Source organism: Salipiger pallidus, assembly GCF_014643635.1.
Classification (GTDB): Bacteria; Pseudomonadota; Alphaproteobacteria; order Rhodobacterales; family Rhodobacteraceae; genus Salipiger; species Salipiger pallidus.
Genome location: NZ_BMJV01000003.1, coordinates 418,105 through 436,162 on the forward strand (window position 1 = coordinate 418,105; position 18,058 = coordinate 436,162).

General features: G+C 66.8%; 13 protein-coding genes. 7 read left to right on the forward strand and 6 right to left on the reverse strand.

Annotated elements, in window-relative coordinates; translation table 11 throughout:
* Positions 1–42 precede the first annotated feature (42 nt).
* Complete coding sequence (yaaA, locus tag IEX41_RS09980) at positions 43–813, forward strand: peroxide stress protein YaaA (protein ID WP_188790138.1); 771 nt, start codon at positions 43–45, stop codon at positions 811–813.
* Here yaaA and IEX41_RS09985 read toward each other — a convergent pair.
* Positions 801–3,365 carry a hybrid sensor histidine kinase/response regulator gene (locus tag IEX41_RS09985; RefSeq protein WP_188790139.1) on the reverse strand — a complete coding sequence of 855 codons (2,565 nt, stop codon included), beginning with the start codon at positions 3,363–3,365 and terminating at the stop codon, positions 801–803. The two genes, yaaA and IEX41_RS09985, sit on opposite strands and share 13 nt — an antisense overlap.
* A gap of 147 nt (positions 3,366–3,512) precedes the next feature.
* On the opposite strand from IEX41_RS09985, the gene IEX41_RS09990 reads away from it, so the two are divergent.
* From IEX41_RS09990 to pbpC, 3 genes are read left to right on the forward strand one after another with little or no spacing between them, the layout of a single operon-like run.
* Positions 3,513–8,933 carry an alpha-2-macroglobulin family protein gene (locus tag IEX41_RS09990; protein ID WP_373285626.1) on the forward strand — a complete coding sequence of 1,807 codons (5,421 nt, stop codon included), beginning with the start codon at positions 3,513–3,515 and terminating at the stop codon, positions 8,931–8,933.
* Positions 8,930–9,484: a putative glycolipid-binding domain-containing protein gene (locus tag IEX41_RS09995; RefSeq protein ID WP_188790089.1), complete on the forward strand. Its 555-nt coding sequence runs from the start codon at positions 8,930–8,932 to the stop codon at positions 9,482–9,484. Before IEX41_RS09990 ends, IEX41_RS09995 begins: the two co-directional genes overlap by 4 nt.
* Positions 9,477–11,492: a penicillin-binding protein 1C gene (gene pbpC / locus IEX41_RS10000; protein WP_188790090.1), complete on the forward strand. Its 2,016-nt coding sequence runs from the start codon at positions 9,477–9,479 to the stop codon at positions 11,490–11,492. Before IEX41_RS09995 ends, pbpC begins: the two co-directional genes overlap by 8 nt.
* On the opposite strand, the gene IEX41_RS10005 is transcribed toward pbpC, so the two are convergent.
* Positions 11,489–12,835, reverse strand: a complete 1,347-nt coding sequence (locus IEX41_RS10005) for a mechanosensitive ion channel family protein (RefSeq protein WP_188790091.1) — start codon at positions 12,833–12,835, stop codon at positions 11,489–11,491. The two genes, pbpC and IEX41_RS10005, sit on opposite strands and share 4 nt — an antisense overlap.
* Before the next feature lie 72 nt (positions 12,836–12,907).
* A complete protein-coding gene (locus IEX41_RS10010; RefSeq protein WP_188790092.1) occupies positions 12,908–13,090 on the reverse strand; it encodes a hypothetical protein in 183 nt (60 codons plus the stop codon).
* A gap of 431 nt (positions 13,091–13,521) precedes the next feature.
* Between IEX41_RS10010 and leuC the strand changes: the two genes are divergently transcribed.
* Both leuC and IEX41_RS10020 read left to right on the forward strand, forming a co-directional pair.
* The gene (gene leuC / locus IEX41_RS10015; protein ID WP_188790093.1) at positions 13,522–14,940 is read left to right on the forward strand and encodes a 3-isopropylmalate dehydratase large subunit; all 1,419 of its coding nucleotides are present in this window, start codon (positions 13,522–13,524) and stop codon (positions 14,938–14,940) included.
* Positions 14,937–15,281, forward strand: a complete 345-nt coding sequence (locus IEX41_RS10020; RefSeq protein WP_188790094.1) for a hypothetical protein — start codon at positions 14,937–14,939, stop codon at positions 15,279–15,281. The genes leuC and IEX41_RS10020 overlap by 4 nt, the downstream gene beginning before the upstream one ends.
* Before the next feature lie 5 nt (positions 15,282–15,286).
* Here the strand turns inward: IEX41_RS10020 and IEX41_RS10025 are convergent, their stop codons facing one another.
* Positions 15,287–15,502: a hypervirulence associated TUDOR domain-containing protein gene (locus IEX41_RS10025; RefSeq protein ID WP_188790095.1), complete on the reverse strand. Its 216-nt coding sequence runs from the start codon at positions 15,500–15,502 to the stop codon at positions 15,287–15,289.
* Positions 15,503–15,588: 86 nt separating this feature from the next.
* Between IEX41_RS10025 and leuD the strand changes: the two genes are divergently transcribed.
* Positions 15,589–16,194 (forward strand): 3-isopropylmalate dehydratase small subunit, encoded by a 606-nt coding sequence (leuD, locus tag IEX41_RS10030; RefSeq protein WP_188790096.1) that lies wholly within the window; start codon positions 15,589–15,591, stop codon positions 16,192–16,194.
* A gap of 291 nt (positions 16,195–16,485) precedes the next feature.
* Here leuD and IEX41_RS10035 read toward each other — a convergent pair whose 3' ends face one another.
* Entirely contained in the window at positions 16,486–17,166 is a 681-nt protein-coding gene (locus tag IEX41_RS10035; RefSeq protein WP_188790141.1) for a 3-oxoacid CoA-transferase subunit B, read from the reverse strand.
* Positions 17,166–17,819 carry a CoA transferase subunit A gene (locus IEX41_RS10040; protein ID WP_188790097.1) on the reverse strand — a complete coding sequence of 218 codons (654 nt, stop codon included), beginning with the start codon at positions 17,817–17,819 and terminating at the stop codon, positions 17,166–17,168. Before IEX41_RS10040 ends, IEX41_RS10035 begins: the two co-directional genes overlap by 1 nt.
* Positions 17,820–18,058: the final 239 nt, after the last annotated feature.

An 18,058-nucleotide genomic window follows, 5' to 3' on the forward strand; every position in this document is an offset into this window, starting at 1 on the left:
TTCTGCGCCCCGTGCGGGGCGGCAGTCAGAAGGGGAATGCGGATGCTCGTAGTGGTGTCTCCGGCCAAGAAGCTGGACTGGACGGAGCGGGACGTGGCGATGACCACCCCGCGCCTTGCGGAAGATGCGAATGCGCTGGCCGAAGTGGCGCGCGGGCTGAGCCAGGCCGAGCTCAAGAAGCTGATGCACCTGTCGGATGATCTCGCCAAGCTCAACCGAGACCGGTTCCGCGATTTCTCTGATGAACCTGACGCGGATCTGCTGCGCCCCGCCGCGCTTGGGTTCGCGGGCGATACATACCAGGGCCTAGAGGCGGGATCGCTCGATGAGGACGAGATGGCCTATGCCCAGGATCACCTGCGCATCCTGTCGGGCCTTTACGGTGTGCTGCGCCCTATGGATGGCTTCCAGCAATACCGGCTCGAAATGGGCTCGAAGCTGAAAACGGACGCGGGCAAGAATCTCTACGACTACTGGGGCGACCGCATCGCCAAGCTGCTGAAGGCCGATGCCGAAGCGGCGGGCACCGACGTTCTGGTGAACTGCGCCAGCCAGGAGTATTTCGGCGCCGTCGATACCGATGCCCTCGGGCTGCGGGTCATCACCCCGCAGTTCATGGAGAACAAGGACGGCACCCCCAAGATCGTCAGCTTCTACGCCAAGAAGGCGCGGGGCGCGATGGCGCGCTACATGGTGCAGCGCCGCCTGACCGATCCCGCATCGCTGCTCGAGTTCGACAGCGGCGGCTATGCCTATGACAAGGCGTCCTCGACTCCCGATAAGCCGGTGTTCATCCGCCCCTATGGTGGCTGATAGATCCGGTCCCACCAGCGGTCGAGCAGCCCCGACAGTTCGGATTTGCGCAACGGCTTGGTGAGGTAGTCATCCAGCCCCGCCTCGAGGATACCCTCGCGGTCGCCCGCCATGGCATGGGCGGTCACGGCGATGATCGGTACGCGGACCCCGTCGCGTTCAAGCTTGCGGATCTCGCGCGTGGCCTCCTTGCCGTCCATCCGGGGCATGGAGATGTCCATGAAGATGATGTCCGGCGTCTGCTTGCGAAACGCCTCGACCGCCTCGAGGCCGTTGTCGGCAAAACGCAGGCTCAGCGGGCGGTCGATCTTCTGCACCATCTTGCGGAACACCAGCTGGTTGGTGCGGTTGTCCTCGGCCAGAAGCACGTCAAGCTCGAGCCCGCGCTGCAGCAGGAGCGGAGGGACGGGGACGATCTCGTCGGCGGCGCGGTGACGGAAGGACGCCAGCGCCGGGGCCTTTTGCAACGGGCGGGCGTCTCGCGTGGCAATCGCTTGGATGGCGGCAAACAGAGCACGGCGTTGGGTGGGTTTCTGAAGCACCATGTCGATGTCGTCCGCACGGGCGCTGTCCGCCACGGATCCGGGTTCGGCGGTCAGCAGGATGATCGGCAGACCGGGCTGTATCCGCGACAGTTGCCAGGCCAGTTCGACCCCGCTGGCGTGCGGCAGATCCTGGTCGGTGATGACAAGATCCGGCGGCTCGTCCATCTGGTCCAGCGCCTCGTCGGCGGTCTTGCAGACGGTGACCCGCAGCTGCAGCCGCTCCAGCTGCTGCGCGATGATCGCGGCGTTGAGCGCGTGGCCGTCCACCAGCATCACGTGCCCGATCCCCGGCGGCGCGGCAAGCGCCTCGGCCCGCGCCCCCTCGGGCAGGCCCAGCTCGATCCTCAGACCGAAACAGGAGCCGACGCCGGGGGTGGAGTCGACCCAGATATCACCAGCCATCATCTCGACCAGCCGCCGGGTGATGGCAAGGCCAAGGCCCGTGCCTTCGAACTGGCGGTTGCGGTCGTCCTCCGCCTGATTGAATTCACCGAACACATGCTCGATCTTGTCCGGAGCGATGCCGATGCCGGTGTCCTCGACCGCCATGTGGATCGAGGCGGCGCCATCTGTTCCAAAGGCCCCGGTGACCCGCACCAGCACATGCCCGTCATTGGTGAATTTCACTGCGTTGCCCACGAGGTTGGTCAGGATCTGCCGCACCCGGCCCGGGTCGCCCACCATCTGCGTCGGCAGGAACAGGTCGTAATCCAACAGCAGCTCCAGCCCCTTTTCCCGCGCCGTGGGTTGAAGCAGCAGAAGCACCTCGTGCACCGCCCGTTCTAGGTCGAAGGGTTCGGGTTTCAGATGCAGCTTGTCGGCCTCGATCTTGGAATAGTCCAGGATGTCGTTGATGATGACCAGCAGAGCCTCCCCGGACGACCGGATGGTGTCCACGTAGAGCTTTTGCTCCTGCGTCAGCGTGCTGTCGCGCAGAAGGTCCGCCATGCCCACGACGCCGTTCATGGGGGTGCGGATCTCGTGGCTCATGTTGGCGAGGAAGGCGGACTTGGCGCGGCTGGCGATCTCGGCGCGCTGCTTGGCCTCGACCAGTTCGTCCTGGGTCTGCTTGATGTCGGTGATGTCGATGCGCAGCCCGACCCGGCCGCCATCGGACAGGGGCCGTTCGTAGATCCGCAGCCAGCGCCCGTCGTCGAGTTGTTGTTCCAGCTCGTTCTGGGCGCGGCGGTGGGCGGTCAGGCGCTCCTCGAGCCAGTCGTCCTCGCGGCCCACGGCTGCAGCATACTGGCCGTTTTCGAGCCCGTAGCGCAGGATATCCTCGAAGCTGTTGCCGGGCACGATGGCCGGGGCGCTGGCGCTGTAAAGCGCGCGGTAGGGCTCGTTGCACATGAACAGCCGGTCGTCCGCGTCGTAGATCACGAAACCGTCGGGCAGTTCCTCGATGGCGGACCACATGCGCATCAGTTCCGTGATGTCGACGGACAGGGACACGATTCCGCCATCGGGCATGCGGCGGTCCTGCACCTTGATGAACTGCCCGGTCCACAGCCTCATGGTCACCGGCTCGATCACCTCGTCGGACCAGCGGGCCAGCATCTGCTGCTGCCACGCGCGCGGATCCTCGCCCTGCAGATCGACGATGCCTTCCTCCACCATCATCTCGAGCACGTGGCGGTAGCTGGCGCCGGGGCCGACGCTGTCGAGATTCTCGAACGGGGCGAGGAAAGCGGGGTTTGCCAGCTCCAGCATGCCGTCCGCGCTGAACATGGCAAAGCCGTCGCGCATGGTCTGCAGCGCCTTCCACAGCTGACCTTCCACCATTTCGATCTTTTCATTGGCAAGGCCCAGCTGGGATTTCACCAGCTGGTTCTCGGAGCGGATCTCGGTGATCTCGGCGCGGGTTTCGTGGATCTGGGAGCTGAGCGCGCGCGCATGCTTGTCGAGCTTGCGGTTGGCGGCAAACAGCTCGGCCTGCTTGAGTTCAAGCAGCCGTTCGGCGGCCAGCCGGGCCCGGCGTTCCTCTGCCAGCCGCGTGCTGAGACCCATTTCGAATCCCATTCCTGTGCTCCCTCCTGTGTCGTGGAAGGATGGCTCCGGGTTGGTGTACATGGTCTTAAAGAAAAACGGGGAATCGTTGCCAAGACATGGGGCGGGGGTTCACCATGTCTTCATTGTATCGGGGGAGGTTGGTGCATGGTCCGGTTCAACATGAAACCAGTGATGGGGGCGCTGGCCGCGCTCTGCCTGCTTGGCTCCCAGCTTGCAGCGCAGGACGTGCTGCCGGACCGGCGGGTCGTTGTCACCCGGGACATGGATTTTTATGGCGGTGATCTGCAGCCGTTGTTCGATACGACGCTCAGGGCCTGCAGCAGCCTTTGCCTGAACGACGCCGCCTGCGGAGCCTTCACTTTCAACGCAGGGAAGGGGGCCTGTTTCCCGAAGTCCGGCGTGGCACAGCGCACGCCGTTCGCCGGTGCCATGTCTGGTGAGGTGATCGCAACGCCGCCCGACCGCGCGGCGCAGGCGGCACGGCGGCGGGACGAGATCGGTTTTGTCCGCGAAGACCTGCTGGCGGCGGCGCAGGAAGAGGCCGGTGCCATCGGCCTGCGCCATCCCGGTGGCGACTGGGATGTGCCGGAGCTTCTGGCCGCGGCCCGCTCGGCTGAGGCCCAGGGAAATATCGCTGCCGCGCTCGACTGGACCGGCTCTGCCCTTGCGCAGGAGGATAGCACCGGGCTTTGGCTGACCTACGCGCGGCTGTCCCTTGCGCAGGCTGATGCACCCAACCGGTCCGACCGTTACGATCTGCGCCGCCAGGCCATGGCAGCGGCTGTCAACGCCTACCTGCGTGCGGGGGACGTGCCGCAACGGTCTGCGGCGCTGCTGGACATGGCGCGCGCCTTCGAGGCGGTGGACGAGGGGCAGCTGATGATCCCCGCGCTGCGGCTGGCGCAGAATATCGCTCCAACCCCCGAGGCCGGGGCCCTGCTGGAGGATGCGCTGGGCAAGTACGGCTTCCGTATCACCGGGCACGAGGTCGACGCCGACAGTGCCGCGCCGCGCATCTGTGCCGAGTTTTCCGACCCGCTGCACCGTGCCGGGCAGGATTATGCTCCTTATGTCCGCCTGCCCGACGACCGGCTGGCGGTAACTTCGGATGACACCCGCGTGTGTGTCACCGGCCTTGCTCACGGGATGCGGTATGATCTGGTTTTTCGCGCCGGTCTGCCGTCGGCCGAGGGCGAGACGCTGCAGCGGGACGTGCCGATCAGCGCCTACGTGCGCGACCGCGCGCCGAAAGTGACCTTCCCGGGGCGGGCCTACGTGCTGCCCAAGGGGCCTGACGCGGGTCTGCCGGTCAAGACGGTGAACCTGTCGGAACTGGACCTGACCCTGCGCCGGGTGTCCGAGCGCAATCTTTTAAGGACCATGCAGGACAGCTACTTCGGCAAGCCCCTGTCGGCTTGGGAGGAACAGCAGCTTTCCGATGGGGTGGCGGAAGAGATCTGGACCGGCACCGGAGAGGTCGGCAACAGCCTCAACGCCGATGTCACCACGCGGCTGCCCATGGGCGAGGTGGTGGGCGATCTGCCCGCCGGGGTCTACGCGCTCACCGCCTCCGTTCCCGGTGACGAGGATGCCGCCCGCGCCACGCAATGGTTCATTCTCAGCGACATAGGCTTGACGACCCTCGAGGGGGCGGATGGTCTGACGGTGTTCGCGCGAGGCCTGTCGGACGCCGGGCCGCTTGCGGGGCTCGAGGTCACGCTGCTGTCCCGGTCCAACAGGCCTCTTGGCACCGTGACGACCGACGCGCAGGGCGTCTCGCGGTTTCCCGCGGGTCTCACGCGCGGCACCGGCGGGGCCGAGCCTGCGCTGGTCACCGCCAGGAGGGGCGAAGCGGATATGGCCTTCCTGTCGCTCACCGATCCGGCGTTCGACCTGTCGGACCGGGGCGTTGCCGGACGCGATCCGGCGGGCCCTATCGACGCGTTCCTCACCACCGATCGGGGTGCCTACCGCGCTGGCGAGGTGGTGCATGCCACGGCGCTTCTGCGCGATGCGCAGGTGGCGGCGGTGGAGGTGCCGCTCACGGCAGTGCTCACCCGGCCCGATGGGGTGGAGCATGCGCGGATCGTGTCGTCACAAGGGGTGGCAGGTGGCCATGTCTTCGATCTGCCGCTGGCACCTTCGGTGCCGCGCGGGACATGGCGACTGGCAGTCTACGCCGATACCGGAGCCGACCCGCTCGCCAGCCGGACGCTGCTGGTCGAGGATTTTATCCCAGAGCGGATCGACGTCCTCCTGTCCTTGCCGGACACCCCCATCCGCCAGGATGCACCGTCCCGGCTGACCCTCGAGGCGCGCTACCTTTTCGGTGCCCCGGCGGGCGACCTGACCATCGAAGGTGAGCTGACGCTGACACCCGAAACCACGATTGAGGGCGTTCCGAACTACAGCTTCGGTCGCCACGATGCCGGGACCACGCCGGAGACACGAAGCTTCGGGGCGGGCCTTCGAACCGATGCCGAAGGCAGCGCCGAGATCACCCTGCCACTGCCCGAGGGTGCGCCCGGGCAGCCGCAGACCGCCCGTGCCACGGTGCGCGTCATTGACGGCTCGGGGCGACCGGTGGAGCGGTCTATCACTCGCCCCGTAGCACCTGCCAGCGCGATGATCGGCATCCGGCCCGAGTTCGACGGCACGATACCCGAAGGCTCGGAGGCGGGTTTCCTGCTGCAAGCCATAGGGCCGGACCTCGCCCCGGTGCCGATGGAGGTCAGCTGGACCCTGAACCGCATCGATATCCGTTACCAGTGGTACGAGATGAACGGCAACTGGAACTGGGAGCCAGTGACCAGCCGGAGTACCATCGCCTCCGGTCAGGTCGGCCTTGGAGACGCGCCGCGGCGCGTCGCGGCGGACGTTGACTGGGGCCGCCATGAGCTGGTGGTGGGACGGACGGACGGGGCCTATGTCGCCTCTTCGGTCGGCTTCGATGCGGGCTGGTTCGCCCCGGCCTCGGCGCAGCCGACGCCGGACACGCTGGAGCTGACGCTGGACAAGCCGCTCTATGCGCCCGGCGACACCGCGCAGCTGCGCATCGTTCCGCGAGAGGCGGGGCAGGCGCTGGTGACGGTGCTGTCGGACCGGGTGATCTCGATGCAGGCGGTCGAGGTGCCGGCGGGCGAGACGCTGATCGAATTGCCGGTGACGGATGAGTGGGGCGCGGGGGCCTATGTCACCGCTCAGGTGATCCGCCCCACGGATCGCGCCGCTGGGCATGCCCCGGGTCGTAGCCTTGGACTGGCCCATGCGGCCATCGACCCCGGCGCGCGGCAGCTTGCGGTCAGTTTAGATGCGCCCGAGCAGAGCGCACCGCGCGGCCCTCTGTCTGCTGCGGTGCAGGTGGAGGGTGTTCCCGAAGGCGAAACCGCCTATGTGACCGTTGCCGCTGTGGACGTGGGGATCCTGAACCTCACCGGGTTCGACAGCCCCGCCCCCTCGGGGTATTACTTCGGCCAGCAGCGGCTCGGGGTTGAGATCCGGGATATCTATGGCCGTCTCATCGACGGCAGCACCGGGGCCATGGGGCAGCTGCGCTCTGGAGGAGATGCGGGCGGCGCGGCGCGTCGGCAGGCGCCTCCACCGACCGAAGAGCTCGTTGCGTTCTTCTCTGGCCCGGTCACCGTGGGCCCGGACGGGCTGGCAGAGCTGTCATTCGACATGCCCGACTTCAACGGCACCGTGCGCCTGATGGCCGTGGCCTGGACCAGAAGCGCCGTGGGTGAGGCCGAAGCGGAGGTGCTGGTGCGCGATCCGGTGGTGATCTCGACGGCGCTGCCGCGCTTCCTCGCGCCCGGGGACGAAACGCGTCTGGCGCTCGAGCTGACCCATGCCTCGGGAGCCGCCGGTGCGATGGCGCTGGAGGTGTCCGGCGAGGGGCTCGGGCGCGGTCCGCGGGAGGTCATGCTGGATGCAGGTGGGAAGGCTCGGATTTCGCTGCCGCTTGTCGCCGGAGATCCCGGGGATCACGAGATCACTGTGGCGCTGACGACCCCGGACGGCATCCGCCTGACAAAGCGGCTGATGCTGGGTGTTCGTGTGAACGATCCCGCCACCGGGCGAACCCGGCGGCTGACGCTGGCCCCCGGCCAGACCTTCACGCTGGACAGGGAAACGCTGGCGGGCCTGCGCCTGGAGGGTTCAGAGGTCATCATTTCGGCCGGGCCCCTGGCCCGGCTCGACGTGGCGGGGATGCTGTCTTCGCTGGACCGCTACCCCTATGGCTGCACTGAGCAGGTGACCAGCCAGACGCTGCCGCTGCTTTACCTGTCGCAGCTGGCTGAGCCGCTGGGTATTGGCAGTCCGGCGCAGCTGGACAGGCAGATCGGTCAGGCCATCGCCAAGGTGCTGACGCGGCAATCAGCGGGGGGCGGCTTTGGTCTCTGGCAGGCGGGGGACGGAAATCTTTGGCTGGATGCCTATGTCACAGATTTTCTGACCCGTGCCCGCGCGTCAGGACAGGAGGTGCCGCAAATGGCGATGGAGCGGGCGCTGGACAACCTACGCAACCGGCTTGCCTATGCCGCTGATTTCGATGACGGGGGCGAGGAGATCGCCTATGCGCTCATGGTGCTCGCGCACGAGGGCAAAGCGCTGGTGGGCGATCTGCGCTACTACGCTGACGAGCGTGCCGATGCCTTCGCCACGCCGCTGGCGCAGGCGCAACTAGGCGCGGCTCTGGCGCGTTACGGAGACCAGCCGCGTGCCGACCGGATGTTCGCGAAGGCCGCTGCGTGGCTTGCCGCGGAGGCTGGCCCCGAGGCGCAGGTCTGGCGCGGCGATTTCGGCTCGCGCCTGCGCGATGCGGCTGGGGTCCTGTCGCTTGCCACCGAAGCGCGGAGCGATGCCGTGGACCGCGAGGCGCTGCTGACCCGGATCACCGCCGCCACGCGCCCACTGTCGACGCAGGAGCAAAGCTGGTCGCTCATGGCCGCCCATGCGCTGGTTCAAGATCCGGCGGTGCAGGGGCTGTCAGTGGATGGCGTGCAGGCGGGGGGGCCGTTCCTGCGGCGCATCCCCGGAGATGCTCTTACCCTCATGCGTCTCAAGAACGAGGGGACAATGCCTCTGCCGATCACCCTCACTACACTCGGGCAGCCCGAGGGTGGGACCGAGGCAGGGGGCTACGGCTATGCGCTCGACCGGGCGTATTTCACCATGGAGGGCGAACCCGTGACCGACGCGATCCGGCAGGGCGACCGCATGGTGGTGGTCCTGACCGTGCGTCCCGCCGAGGATGGCGGCGCAAGGTTGATGATCGACGATGCGTTGCCTGCCGGGCTCGAGATCGACAACCCGAACCTCCTGCGGTCAGGCGATCTGCGCGGCCTGCCGTGGCTCGAGCCTACCGATGCCGTCCATGCAGAGTTCCGCGCCGAGCGTTTCCTCGCCGCGGTGGACCAGCAGGGGGCGGCGCCGATACGGCTGGCCTACGTGGTGCGGGCGGTCACGCCGGGCCGCTTCCACCACCCCGCCGCGCTGGTCGAGGACATGTACCGTCCGGAATACCGCGCCACTACCTCCTCCGGCACCATGGAGATCGAATGACCGAGACCATAGCACAGATGCACTGGCGTGCCCTCGACCGCGAGGGCGAGGACAAGTGCCGGCTGGCCCATCTCGATGCCGGTTACATGCTCGTTGGCCATGCGCGGTTCCGCGAAAGTGACGGAGCATGGGCGGCGCTGGATTATGTGGTCCGCACCGATGCCGCCTGGCGCACGCTCAGCGCCGATGTCACCGGGACTGTCGGCGGGGCGGAGCTTGCGGTGAAGATCGTCCGCGGTGAAACCGGCTGGCGCCTCGGTGACGAGATCCAGCCGCAGCTTTCCGGGTGCGAGGATGTGGATTTCTCGTTCACCCCGGCCACCAACCTGATGCCCCTGCGCCGCCTGCCGGACGTGGGACGGCTGACCACCCGCGCCGCGTGGCTGCGCCTGCCAAGCGGCGATCTGCGCCCGCTTGACCAGAGTTACACCCGGGAGCGGGGCGGGATCATCGCCTACACCGCCGAGCAGACCGCCTTCGCCACCCAGCTAGTGGTGAACGAGTGCGGCTTCATCACCACCTACCCGAACCTGTGGGAGGCGGATGCGTAGCCTCCTTGCTCTCGTGCTGATGCTCTGGCTCGGGGCTCTGTGCCGCGACGGGATGGACGACTGGATCGCCCGGACAGAACTGCCAGTGCTGGTGCAGGAGACCGGAACCGAGGTCCGAGACCGCAGCGGCACGCTCCTGCGGGCCTACACGGTGGAGGACGGTCTCTGGCGGCTGGCCTTGCCCCCCGCCGGGGTCGATCCGCTGTTCATCGAGATGCTGGTGGCCTACGAGGACGGCCGCTTCCGGTCTCATGGGGGTGTCGATGTGCTGGCTGTGGCGCGGGCTGCGTGGCAGGGACTGAAGGCCGGGAGAATCGTCTCAGGGGCCTCGACCCTCACGATGCAGGTGGCACGGCTGCTCGAGGACGGCGCGACCGGCACGTGGGATGGAAAGCTGCGGCAGCTGCGGCTGGCGCTGGCGCTTGAACGGCGGCTGGACAAGGGGCAGATCCTGTCGCTCTACCTCGGGCTTGCGCCGTACGGTGGCAATATCGAGGGGCTGCGCGCCGCGTCCCTTGCATGGCTCGGGAAAGAGCCGCAGCGCCTGACCCCCGCAGAGGCTGCGTTCCTGGTGGCGCTGCCGCAGGCCCCCGAAAGCCGACGCCCAGACCGCCACCCCGGGGCGGCCCATGCTGCCCGTGACCGGGTGCTGGCCCATGCCGTGGCCGCCGGTGTGCTTGACGAAGACACCGCGCAGGCGGCCCTGCGAGATCCATCTCCGCAGCGGCGCCTTCCCGTGCCGCAGCTTGCGCCGCACCTTTCGGACCGCGCCGCTGCGCTGGGGCCGGGGGTGCACCGGCTGACCGTGGATAGAGCCCTGCAGGCCTCGGTCGAGGCGCTGGCGCAGGACTACATGGCCGGCCGCGACCCTCGCCTTTCGGTGGCGATCCTCATTGCCGATCATCGCAGCGGCGAGGTGCTCGCCAGTGTCGGTTCGCCCGCCTACGATGCCACGAAGGGGCAAGGGTTCGTCGACATGACCCGGGCGCTGCGCTCTCCGGGGTCGACGCTGAAGCCGCTGGTGTACGGTCTTGCCTTTGACCGGGGGCTGGCCCACCCCGAAACCCTCATTGATGACAGCCCGGTGCAGTTCGGCAGCTACGCGCCGCAAAATTTTGACGGGCAGTTCCGGGGCGAGCTGCGCGTGTCCCGTGCGCTGCAACTGTCGCTCAATATCCCCGTGGTGCGCCTGATGGACCGCATGGGCCCTGCGCACCTCATGGCGGCGCTGGACAGGGCTGGGCTGCACCCGGAGCTTCCGGGCGGGCAGGCTGGCCTTGCGGTCGGCCTCGGGGGAGTGGGGCTGACGCTTTGGGACATGGTGACCCTGTATGGCGGGCTTGCGAGCGGCGGCGCGGTGCAGCCCTTGCGCTGGCGGGCAGACGACGTGCCGGGCGCTCCGGTCCGTATCCTTCAGGCTCGGTCCGCCTGGCAGGTGGGGCATATCCTGGCCGGGGCGCAGCAGCCGCCGCAGGCAGGGAAACGGGGCCGGGTGGCGTGGAAAACCGGCACCTCCTACGGCCACCGCGATGCATGGGCGCTGGGCTGGGACGGCGCCGTGGTGGCCGGGGTCTGGATCGGGCGGCCCGACGGCACGCCGGTGCCCGGTGCCTTCGGAGGAGACCTTGCCGCGCCGCTGTTGTTCGAGGTGCTGGGCCGTGCCGCGCCCCAAAGCACGCCGTTGCCACCGCCGCCTGCCGATGCACTGCTGCTGGGCAATGCCCAACTGCCCCAGCACTTGCGCCGCTTCGATCCACCTCAGGCTGCTCCGGCGCTGACGGTCACCTTCCCGCCCGACGGTGCAACGCTGGCGGCGGACCCCATGGGCGTGCCGGTAAAGCTGCGGGGCGGCACGCCACCCTTCACTCTGCTGGCGGACGGCCGCGTGGTCATGCGCGGCAGTCGCACGACCGAAATGCTTGCCCCGTTCAGCGGTCCGGGCTTCACCACCCTGTCGGTAATCGACGCAGACGGCCGGTCGGGCCGGGTGTCGGTGCAGCTGCGCTAGGGGCGGTCTTCGGGGAAGGGGGGCAGGGTGTCGTTCAGAACCCTGACCTCGCGCTGGGGGAAGGGGATGGATAGGCCGTTTTCCTTGAAAGCGTCCCACAGCGCCAAGTAGACATTGCCGCGGATGTTGGTGAGCCCGCCTGTCGGGTCCGAGATCCAGAACCGCAGGATATAATCCACTGAACTGTCACCGAAGCCAACGATATGACAGACCGGCGGGCGATCCGTCAGTACGCGGTTGACCGAGGACGCTGCCGCGATGGCGATGCGCCGCACCGCGTGGGGGTCGTCCTGGTAGGCGGTGCCGAAGTAGATATCGAGCCGCACGAACTCGTTGGAATGGGACCAGTTGACCACCTGCCCGGTGATCAGATCCTCGTTGGGGATGAGGTATTCCTTGCCGTCCCGCGTGGTGATCGACACGTAGCGCGCGCCAAGGGCGTTGATCCATCCGAAGGTCTCGCCCAGCGAGATGACGTCGCCGGGCTTGATCGACTTGTCGAGCAGGATGATGATCCCCGAAACGAGGTTCGACACAACCTTCTGAAGGCCGAAACCCAGCCCGACACCGATGGCCCCCGACAGCACCGCAAGCCCGGTAAGGTCCACTCCCACCAGCCTCAGAGCAAGGAAGAAGGCTGCCCCGTAAAGTGCCACCTGCATGAACTTCACGCCCAACACCTGCATCGAAGGGCTGATGTTTTCGTTGCGCTTCAGGCTGGCGGCACCGGCTCCCGACAGGAACCTTGCCAGCGCAACGAGCGCGATCAGCAGGACGATAGCCTGCACGATGAGCCAGAGTGACAGCCGCGCCCCGCCAAGCTCGATGGCCATGCTTTCGAGCAGGTCTTGTGTTTCGTCCGCCAAGCCGACGATCGACAGTGTGACCCAGGCCCACGCCCCGTAACGTACAAGGCCGCGCAGGGCCGGATTCCTGATAAGCCGCGTGACAAGGGCTATGCCAAGCCACGTGGTCGCAAGCTTGGCGATGATGACGAGAAGATAGGTTCGGGACGGCCAGGTGAGCTGAAGCATCACCTCGATCAGCAACCATATCAGCGGCACAAAGAGGATCATCCGCAGCCGCCGCTGCACCACGACCAGAACGCGCAGGCGCCAGGTTGGCCAGCCGTCACGGCGGCGCATCCAGTCCCGGAAGGGCGGAGTGAGCAGCCGGGATAACAGGTGCGCCAAGGTGAGGACCGCAAGCGCGATGCCGATCTGGTAGAAATTCCACGGCCGCAGGAAGCTCGCCATGAACCCATCCCACTGAGCGACGAGATCTAGCGCCGTGGCCTGCAGCTGTTCAAACGGCGTCGGGGCCGATGCGTCTTTGGGGTTCATCGTGGTCCTGCATTGCTGTCCCGGTTATGGTTGCACCGGGACAGGCAGGTGGCAAGGGCTGGCAGTGGGCGCTCAGCGGTGCTTGACGATCCGGTTGCGCACGGGCAGGCGGCGTTGCACGGGGACATGAGCCTTGGCGGTGACGCGGGCCGGTTCCTGCCGCTTGCGATTGATCACAAGGGCGGCCAGCCCGAAAGCGGTGGCAAGGGCCCCTGCAAGCAGCGGCAGGGCGAGCGGATCATTGGTATTGAACATGGTTTCAGCCTCCAGTGTTGCATGGTCAAACCACCGGGGGCCTGCCCCGGTTCCGGCGCGGCCGCTCACGAAGGTGCGGGGAGTGACGGCACGGCGGTTTGGCGCCTGCCGCTCGCGTGCCGAAGGCCCGATGCTTGCCAGACCCGGAGCCGATCCCGGCCCGAGGCTTGCCTGCACTTCACTCGCATCCCTTGCCAGGGGCGTGCACGACACTTGCCCGACACTTGATTGCGAGGCGGAGTCGCTGTATCTCCGCCGTCATGACTCTGGTTTTCGACATCGTTGAACGCGTGCGGCTTCGCGAACGCTTCCACGGCGCCACCTGCACGGTGCTCGCGCGGCTATAAGCCTGCCTGTCTCACGCCCGCCCCGGCGCGGGCCCGTTGCCCGCGCCCAGCCCAAGCCAAATTCCCCATTCCGGAGAGACACCCATGTCCGGCAAGACGCTCTACGACAAGATCTGGGACGCCCATGTCGTCAACCAGGACGACGACGGCACCTGCCTTCTTTATATTGACCGCCACCTCGTCCACGAGGTGACCAGCCCGCAGGCCTTCGAGGGGCTGCGCATGGCGGGCCGCCAGGTGCGTGCACCGCAGCGCACCATCGCCGTGCCCGACCACAACGTGCCCACGACGCTCGACCGTGAGAACGGCATCGAGAACGAGGAAAGCCGCATCCAGGTGGACGCGCTGGACAAGAACGCACGCGAATTCGGGGTGAACTACTACCCGGTCTCCGACGTGCGTCAGGGCATCGTGCACATCGTCGGTCCCGAGCAGGGCTGGACCCTTCCGGGCATGACCGTGGTCTGCGGCGACAGCCACACCGCGACCCACGGCGCCTTCGGCGCGCTGGCCCACGGCATCGGCACCTCGGAGGTCGAGCATGTGCTCGCCACCCAGACGCTGATCCAGTCCAAGTCCAAGAACATGAAGGTCGAGATCACCGGCCAGCTGCGTCCGGGCGTCACTGCCAAGGACATCACGCTGTCGGTCATCGGCCACACCGGCACCGGCGGCGGCACCGGCTATGTCATCGAGTACTGCGGTGAGGCGATCCGGTCGCTGTCCATGGAAGGCCGGATGACCGTCTGCAACATGGCGATCGAAGGCGGCGCCCGCGCTGGCCTTATCGCGCCGGACGAGAAGACCTTCGAGTACGTCAAGGGCCGGCCCCACGCGCCCAAGGGCGCGCAGTTCGAAGCGGCGCTCAACTGGTGGAAAACGCTTTATTCTGACGATGACGCCCATTGGGACAAGGTCGTGACCATCAAGGGCGAAGAGATCGAGCCCGTGGTCACTTGGGGCACCTCGCCCGAGGACGTGCTGCCGATTTCGGCCGTCGTCCCCGCGCCTGAGGATTTCAAGGGCGGCAAGGTCGAGGCGGCCAAGCGCGCGCTTCAGTACATGGGTCTCGAGGCCGGTCAGAACCTGACCGACATCAAGATCGACACCGTGTTCATCGGCTCCTGCACCAACGGCCGGATCGAGGACCTGCGCGCCGCGGCCGAGATCCTCAAGGGCAAGAAGATCAAGGATGGCATGCGTGCCATGGTCGTGCCGGGCTCGGGCCTCGTGCGGGCACAGGCCGAAGAAGAAGGGCTTGCCCAGATCTTCATCGACGCGGGCTTTGAATGGCGCCTTGCGGGCTGCTCCATGTGCCTTGCCATGAACCCCGACCAGCTGGCCCCGGGCGAGCGCTGCGCGGCCACCTCGAACCGCAACTTCGAGGGCCGTCAGGGCAAGGGGGGGCGCACGCACCTCATGTCGCCCGCGATGGCGGCAGCGGCGGCGCTCACCGGTCACCTGACCGACGTGCGCACGCTTGCCTCGGAGCCCGCGCTGTGAGGTCCCGCGTCAGTGCCATGCGCCTTGGCGTCTGCGGCCTGCTCCTTGCAGGCTGCGCGCCGGGGGTCGTGCAGAACCCGGATTATTTCTGGTTCACCGCGCGATCGGGCATGGCGATGGGCAATTACAACGCGTCCACCTTCTCGCAGGCCGAGGTGCGCTCAGTCGTCGCCTCGACCTGCAATGGGAGCCGCGTGGCCAGTTACTCCGAACAGGCTTCGCCTGAAGGCGCGATGATCTTCAGCGCGGCCTGTGCGGGTGGCACCAACGGCGCTGCGGGGCGTTATGAGACCGACAAGCTGGCGGACGGGTCCCTCAAGACCCGCTTCGTCCGGTACTGAGGAGCTCAACTGTGCCGGGACAACTCGCTTTCGGATTTCAGGACCTCGTCTCCGTCGTCCTGCCTGATGCGGTAGGCCGGGTTGTCCTCGGACGCGTTGCGCGTGACCTCATTGCCCTTGAGCTTGAGGGTGATCTTGCGGGTGTAGCGCTTGACGACCTTGCCGCTGCCGGTGCCGTTTGCCCAGTTCCACTCGACCGTGGACCCTTCGCTGTAAGACATTGCTGAACTCCCTTGTTTCCTGATGGGAACGCGGCCGGATGCCCCCGGTTCCGCCATCCCCGAAGGTCAACCGACAGGATACCGACATGGAAAAATTCGAGAAACTCACCGGGATCGCGGCGCCCATGCCGCTGGTCAACATCGACACCGACATGATCATCCCCAAGCAGTTCCTGAAGACGATCAAGCGCTCCGGCCTTGGCGTGCACGCCTTCGACGAGATGCGCTATCTCGATGACGGATCGGAAAACCCCGAGTTCGTTCTCAACCAGCCCGCCTACCGCGAGGCACAGATCATCGTCGCGGGCGACAACTTCGGCTGCGGCTCGTCGCGGGAACACGCGCCGTGGGCGCTGGCGGATTTCGGCATCAAGGCGGTGATCTCCACCTCCTTTGCCGACATCTTCTACAACAACTGCTTCAAGAACGGCATGCTGCCCATCGTGCTGCCGCAGGAGGCCGTGGACGTGCTGATGAAGGACGCCGAGAAGGGCGCCAACGCCCGCATGATCGTCGACCTCGAGAACCAGAAGGTCGTCACCTCGGACGGCGAGGAATTCGCCTTCGAGATCGACAGCTTCAAGAAGCACTGCCTGATGGAGGGCCTCGACGACATCGGCCTGACCATGGAGAAGGTCGGTGCCATCGACACGTTCGAGGCCACCGCCGCCCAGAGCCGCCCCTGGGTCTGAGGGGCCGGTCCCGTCGACGGGTGTGACCGGCGGGCACTGCCAATAGGCTCATCCGCTGGCCACCAGCGACATCGAGTGATGCAAGGAAGGCAGGGTCTGCGGGGCCCTGCCTTTTTTCATGCCTGCGCGCCTGCCCTGCCCGTGGTGCGTCTGGTGCACAGGGGCGCTTCCGGCGGGCGTATTTACGAAGAGAAGAAGGGCAGGGGGCGTGCTCTTGTCCTTCTTCTCATTCCAAATCCGCAAATTCCTCGCCGGCCATCGCTCGACACGCCGGGCAGCGGGAAGGCGGTGTCAGATCGTGCGCGACAGGTCCATCTGCGGCACGTTGTCCGGCACGATGAGCGTGGCCTCAGTCTGGTCCAGCACCGTCTCGAGGCTCACCCCGGGGCCGGTCTCGAGCAGGTGCAGCCCGTCGTCCATGGGGCGCATCACCGCAAGCTCCGTGACGATGAGGTCCACGCGGCGCTGCGAGGTGAGCGGCAGGGTGCATTCCGGCACCACCTTGGACTGGCCTTTGGCGGTGTGGATCATCGCTACGATCACACTCTTCGCCCCGGTCACGAGGTCCATCGCACCGCCCATGCCAGGGACAAACTTTCCGGGGATCATCCAGTTGGCCAGATGCCCCTTCGCATCCACCTGCAGCCCGCCGAGAACCGTAAGATCGAGGTGGCCACCGCGGATCAGGCCGAAAGAAAAGGCCGAGTCGATGATCGAAGCGCCAGGCACCGCCGAGGTGAAGGTGCCGCCTGCATCGGTGAGGTGGCGGTCGGTCATGCCCTCGGGCGGGCGATGGCCAAGGCCCACGACACCATTCTCGGACTGGAAGAACACACCGAGGGCCGGGTCCAGATGATCCGACACCAGCGTGGGGATGCCGATGCCGAGGTTCACGAGCGTCCTCGGCCGGATCTCGAGAGCCACGCGGCGGGCGATGATTTCCTTGGGGTCCATGGTCATGACATCTTGCATCATGCGGTCCTCTTGATGATGTGGTCCACCAGGATGCCCGGCGTCTTCACGGCATCCGGGGGGATGACGCCCACGGGCACGATCTCTTCGGGTTCAGCGATGACCGTCTCTCCGGCCAGCGCCATGATAGGATTGAAGTTCGTGGCCGACAGCATGTAGGTCAGGTTGCCCACGTAATCGCAGCTGCGCGCCGCGATGAGCGCGAAATCCGCGCGCAGCGGCGGCTCCAGCAGGTAGGTCCTGCCCTCGACCTCCACGGTCTGCTTGCCCTCTGCCACGCGGGTGCCGAGCCCCGTGGGCGTCAGCACCCCGCCAAGGCCCATCCCGGCGGCGCGGATGCGTTCCACGAACGTGCCCTGCGGCACCAGTTCGACCTCGATCTCGCCGCGCTGCATGCGGGCCTGCAGGTCCGGATTTACTCCGATATGGCTGCCGATGAACTTGCGCACGCAGCCCGCGGCCACCAGCGGGCCGACCCCGGTGGCCGGGCGGGCGGCATCGTTGACGATCATCGTCAGATCCCGCTTGCCCGCCTTCGCGAGGGCATGGACAAGTCCGTCCGGACAGCCAACCCCCATGAATCCCGACAGCATGACGCGGGCGCCATCGGGGATCATCTCGACAGCTTCGTGCAGTGATAGTGCCAGGTGCATGGGGATTGCCCTCCTTCGCATGTGGCGAATGTCTGTGACCCCATGAAAGCCGATCCGAGTGCCCGGGCCATGCGCCATGTCAAAGTTTCTGTCGATTTTCGTGCAGTGCCATACGGTGTGCTGAACTGTGGCAAATTCCATGAAAATGCCCTGAAGATGATGCAAAAAGGCACCGTTTCGCTCCGTAGGCTCGGGGGTCGGAGGCGCGATGTTCGATGCCCGCTTGCCGGATGACACCA